Origin of the sequence: Bartonella sp. AP21QHHD, from assembly GCF_042196205.1 — a bacterium.
GTDB lineage: Bacteria > Pseudomonadota > Alphaproteobacteria > Rhizobiales > Rhizobiaceae > Bartonella.
Map to the genome: position 1 here is coordinate 1 of NZ_JBHIPT010000097.1, position 4,323 is coordinate 4,323.

The window sequence follows — 4,323 nt, forward strand, 5'->3', positions numbered from 1 at the left end:
ATCAGAATTTATAAACACTGGTTTATTCACAAATGCCTCCATACTGCCTATTGGCAAAAGTTATTTTCTAAGATATGGAACATATGTATGCGCATATTGCACATATGTCAACAATAAAATGTGCAACATGAACATATTTAGTGAGTATTATATTATTTTGGGATATATAAAATGGATGATATTGATAACCTTATAATGGAGGCAGTGAATAAGCTTAGTATAGATAAAAAAAGAAGGTTAATTATTATTCTTCGTCTTTTAGAGTATCTAAAATGCGAAGAAGCCACTGCTTTTTTTCAGGAGATATATTTTTTAGAGCGTTAAAAACTTCTTCTTGAAGTTCGCGGTCTGAAAGAGCAGTTGTAGATTTTGTTTTTATCCCCTGTCCTTCACCAGTCAATAACCAACCTGTACTTACGTTAAAAGCTTTTGCGTATCGACTTGCGGCTTTATTGATGCCGCGAACTCCTTGTTCATGTTGTATATAAGTGTAATATGGCCAGCCGTAATATTGAGCTGCGGCTCGGGCAGATTTAAATCCTTTGGCAATTCTTGCTTCTGTTAAGCGTATAGCTTGGTCGGGTTTTTGTTCTTGCATTCTGACAACTCCTTTCCATTCATAATGCACATATTATATGTGCTTTTCGACTTGACTTTTTTCTGTGCACATTGCACACTTAATTTTATGAATAAGATAGAAGCAAAAAAAATACGCAAACGCCTTAATCTTACGCTGGACGAAATGGCAGCGTTATTAGGCGTTAACAAATCAACAGTATGGCGTTGGGAAAAATATGGTGTTCCTTCAAGAGGGGCAGTGGCTTATCTTTTAAAATCTTTATGCGATCAAGAGCAACACCCCCCAATGTCGAAAATTTGCAAGAGCTGCGGTGTTGATCAGAAGGTCGATAGATTGCAGCATTAAGGAGATCAAAATGAGTTCGAATGAGATTTTATGGATAGCAGTGGTTTCAGTTTTGCTCTTAAGCGGAGTGATGTTTCGTATTGCATTGCATTATCGCAACCAAGTTAAAGCACTTAAAGAGCAGGTTCAAGATATTAAGAAAAAAATGAAAGAGAATGAGTTTAGGTATTTAAAGGAAAGCAAGCAGACAATTGATGAATGTGATGCAGATCTTGAAGAACGTGACGAGGAAATTAAACAACTGAAACAAAAGACTGAAGAGCATGAAAAGGCGTTCAGAAATGTAAGTGAAGTTGTAATGACACTCGAAGCAGATGTTCAATCACGTGATACGGAAATTAAAGAATTGAAGCAAGAGATTAAAGAACGCGACGAGAAAATTGAAGAACTTAAGCAAAAGATAGATGCGTACCGAGAAGAGTTCAAACGGAAAAGTGAAAAGATACAGGCACTAAAAGCAGATGTTGCATCACGCGACGAGCAAGTTGAAAGACTAACACAAGAGCTTAAACAGCGTGATGAAGTAGTAAAAGCGCCGCCTCATAAGAATAAGAAGAGTAAGAAGAAAAGTAAGTGAGAAGATAGAGGTGGAAGATATGATACTTAAAAAGAAGTATGAATCTACTGATGAAACAATCGAAGTTAATGGAGTTACGCTTCACCGTATACGTGCTTTAAGAAATTTTAGAGATGTGTACGCAGGTGACTTAGGTGGCTTTATTGAAAATGAAAGCAATTTAAGTCATGAGGGAGACTGTTGGGTTGGGGACGATGCAAAGGTTTATGGTAGTGCTAGGGTTTACGGTCGAGCCAAGGTTTTTGGTAATGCCAACGTTTATGATAACGCTCATGTTTATGGCAATGCCATTGTTTATTTTGATGCTAAAGTTTTTGGTAATGCACATGTATACGGTACAGCAATAATTTGTGAAAATGCCCGTGTGTGTGGTGATGCATGGATTGATACAGGTTTTATTAGTGGTTGTGATTTAGTTAATAGTAGTAAAAAGAAATACGAACTTACAGACGATACAGTTGATCTCGGTCCTTTCAAGTTACACCGAATACGAGCATTGAGAAGCTTTGGCAAAGTAAAGAAAGGTGATTTAGGTGGCTGGGTAGAGAGTGAAGAGAACCTCAGTCACGAAGGTAATTGTTGGATTAGTGGTTTAGGGGCTGTTTTTGGTGGCGGCAGATTACGTGGTGATCACCTAGTTCCAAACTTTAATTACATTTCCAATACGACTTATAAATTGTCTATGTTAACACCACAACAATACATGGCATCTCTACCTTGGCACCGTAGAATATGGGAGCGACTCCGTTATTATTGGGAGTGCGGAATATGGCTTTAGCTATTAGAATTATTCATGAAGAGCTTTCTTTTAAATAGTTTATCAAACCACGTTTTGTTTTGCTGGTCTGTCCACCGGAAAAAACCAAGACAAAACTTGGTTTCAAGCGCTGCTTCTGGATCATTACATGAGGTGTGTTCAACTACAATGATTATAGGTTTTCTGAAGGACGGTTCTTTTGGGTGTATCTTAAACCGAAGAGTTAATTTACTTTTGGCTTTTATGCTAAAAAGATCAAAAAAACCCAAATGCTCTGGCTTTAGTTTGGGGTCTATTAAATCAATGTGCTTTGGAGTTTTTGGGATGACCTTTGTTCCATTTCTATCTCTTTCAGAGTCTGTGATAGCTTCGTTAGGATCTGGTCGGCATACTTTATTAAATACAAACGGATATTCTTCGGGTATTTTGATATGATTTATCTTGATTATTTGATTTGTAGGATTGTGGATGATTAACTCTAGGTAAGTTTCAAGGTCTTGAGGATTATCTGGACTCATGTGTCCCAAAATTTCACGTACACTATAACTTTGCAATTTTTGTCCTAAACATCTTTCTTTTTGTGCTTTGTAGTTTGTATACAAAACAAAGCCTCCAACGGCTATACTAATGATGGAAGAAAATAAATCATATATTGTTGGCATACTTCTCACATCTTTCTCCCCCCGCTTATGGGGAAACAATAATTTTATAAAACACATTTTGTATGGAACGGCGCGATGAATAACACGATTCTTTGTTTTGATCTAGGTACCAAAACGGGGTGGGCGATACGTGGTGCAAGTGGTGACATGTTCAGTGGTACCGTGAATTTTCAATCACGCCGTTTTGAAGGCGGTGGAATGCGTTACTTGCGTTTTAAACAATGGCTATCAGAAATAAAGCAGACAGCAGGTCAAATTGACGCGGTGTATTTTGAAGAGGTGAGGCGTCATAAAGGTACAGATGCAGCGCATGTTTACGGTGGTTTGTTAGCAACGTTAACGGCGTGGTGTGAACAGCATCAGATACCGTATGAGGGGATACCAGTAAGTACGATTAAGAAAGCGACGACAGGCAAGGGGAATGCGTCGAAAGAAGAGATGATTAAGGCGGTGCGTGCAAAAGGGCACAATCCGAAAGATGATAACGAAGCAGATGCTTTAGCAATTTTATATTTAGTTAAAGAAAGGGAATTGGGGTATGTCCATTAAATTACCATGGACGAGGCTTTTTGCATACAAATGGCTTCTTACTCTTGGTTGTTTGTCGCCGACCGAGAAATGTATCTATGTCATGTTGCGACTTCTAATGCTCCATACTGGTGAACCTATTTTAAACAACTTAAGGGTATTAGCTTTTTGGGTTGGTTATCCAGTAGAAGAGTTTGAAGCAGCTTTGAATTCCTTGATTGAAGGTGGATTCATCATACGTTTAGACAATGGTGGGTTGTGGAATTCAGAAGTTGAAAAAGAACTCAATAACGTCACTGAAGAGCTAGATAATTTCACTTGCAATAATAATAAAGAAAGGGAGGTGAAGTATGTCAACTAAGTTGCCATGGACGAGGCTTTTTTCTTCACAATGGATTGTTGACGTTAGTGGCATGAGTATAGTGGAAAAAGGTCTTTATATGACACTTGTCTTATATATGTATGAAGAGCGCCGCCCTATTATTGAAGATGCTCCAAAATTAGCACGGTGGGCTGGCTGTTCAGTGAGAGTCCTAAAAAATACATTAGACATCTTATTACGCGATGAGAAGATCATACGTTTAGAAGATGGTCGTTTGTGGAGTTTAAGAGTTGAAGAGGAACTCAATAACTCAAATGATAATTTAAATAAGTTTTCAGAAAGAGCACAAAAGGCAGCAAAGGCAAGATGGGATAAAAATACAACTTATGCTCGTAATGATGCTAAAAATGCTAATAGCAATGCTACAAGCAATGCTTATGCAATGCTAGATGATGCCATTAACATTAACATTAACAATAACAAAAAAAATAAAAATATTATTTTATCAAAAAGAGAAATTGATTTTGAAAATTTAGAAACAAACGATTTGGT

The 4,323-nt window shown here is 37.5% G+C and carries 8 protein-coding genes; 6 read left to right on the forward strand and 2 right to left on the reverse strand.

Going from position 1 to position 4,323, the window contains the following annotated elements:
• Positions 1–244: 244 nt before the first annotated feature.
• Entirely contained in the window at positions 245–598 is a 354-nt protein-coding gene (locus ACFIMC_RS05820) for an XRE family transcriptional regulator (protein WP_273791732.1), read from the reverse strand.
• An 87-nt stretch (positions 599–685) separates the two neighbouring features.
• On the opposite strand from ACFIMC_RS05820, the gene ACFIMC_RS05825 reads away from it, so the two are divergent.
• The 3 genes from ACFIMC_RS05825 to ACFIMC_RS05835 are packed head-to-tail and all read left to right on the forward strand — an operon-like array spanning position 686 to position 2,280.
• A complete protein-coding gene (locus ACFIMC_RS05825; protein WP_375661845.1) occupies positions 686–925 on the forward strand; it encodes a helix-turn-helix domain-containing protein in 240 nt (79 codons plus the stop codon).
• Between the two features lie 10 nt (positions 926–935).
• The gene (locus tag ACFIMC_RS05830) at positions 936–1,502 is read left to right on the forward strand and encodes a hypothetical protein (protein ID WP_375685700.1); all 567 of its coding nucleotides are present in this window, start codon (positions 936–938) and stop codon (positions 1,500–1,502) included.
• Positions 1,503–1,521: 19 nt separating this feature from the next.
• Complete coding sequence (locus tag ACFIMC_RS05835) at positions 1,522–2,280, forward strand: hypothetical protein (RefSeq protein ID WP_375637283.1); 759 nt, start codon at positions 1,522–1,524, stop codon at positions 2,278–2,280.
• On the opposite strand, the gene ACFIMC_RS05840 is transcribed toward ACFIMC_RS05835, so the two are convergent.
• Positions 2,277–2,921, reverse strand: coding sequence for a hypothetical protein (locus ACFIMC_RS05840; RefSeq protein WP_375680944.1), 645 nt, complete (start codon positions 2,919–2,921; stop codon positions 2,277–2,279). The two genes, ACFIMC_RS05835 and ACFIMC_RS05840, sit on opposite strands and share 4 nt — an antisense overlap.
• Positions 2,922–2,996: 75 nt before the next feature.
• Here ACFIMC_RS05840 and ACFIMC_RS05845 point away from each other — a divergent pair, with 75 nt between their 5' ends.
• From ACFIMC_RS05845 to ACFIMC_RS05855, 3 genes are all read left to right on the forward strand, one after another.
• Positions 2,997–3,470 (forward strand): crossover junction endodeoxyribonuclease RuvC, encoded by a 474-nt coding sequence (locus tag ACFIMC_RS05845; protein WP_375627686.1) that lies wholly within the window; start codon positions 2,997–2,999, stop codon positions 3,468–3,470.
• Complete coding sequence (locus ACFIMC_RS05850) at positions 3,460–3,810, forward strand: DUF1376 domain-containing protein (RefSeq protein ID WP_375685702.1); 351 nt, start codon at positions 3,460–3,462, stop codon at positions 3,808–3,810. Before ACFIMC_RS05845 ends, ACFIMC_RS05850 begins: the two co-directional genes overlap by 11 nt.
• A partial coding sequence (locus ACFIMC_RS05855) for a DUF1376 domain-containing protein (protein WP_375685704.1) occupies positions 3,800–4,323 on the forward strand: 524 nt, incomplete at its 3' end. The genes ACFIMC_RS05850 and ACFIMC_RS05855, both read left to right, overlap by 11 nt.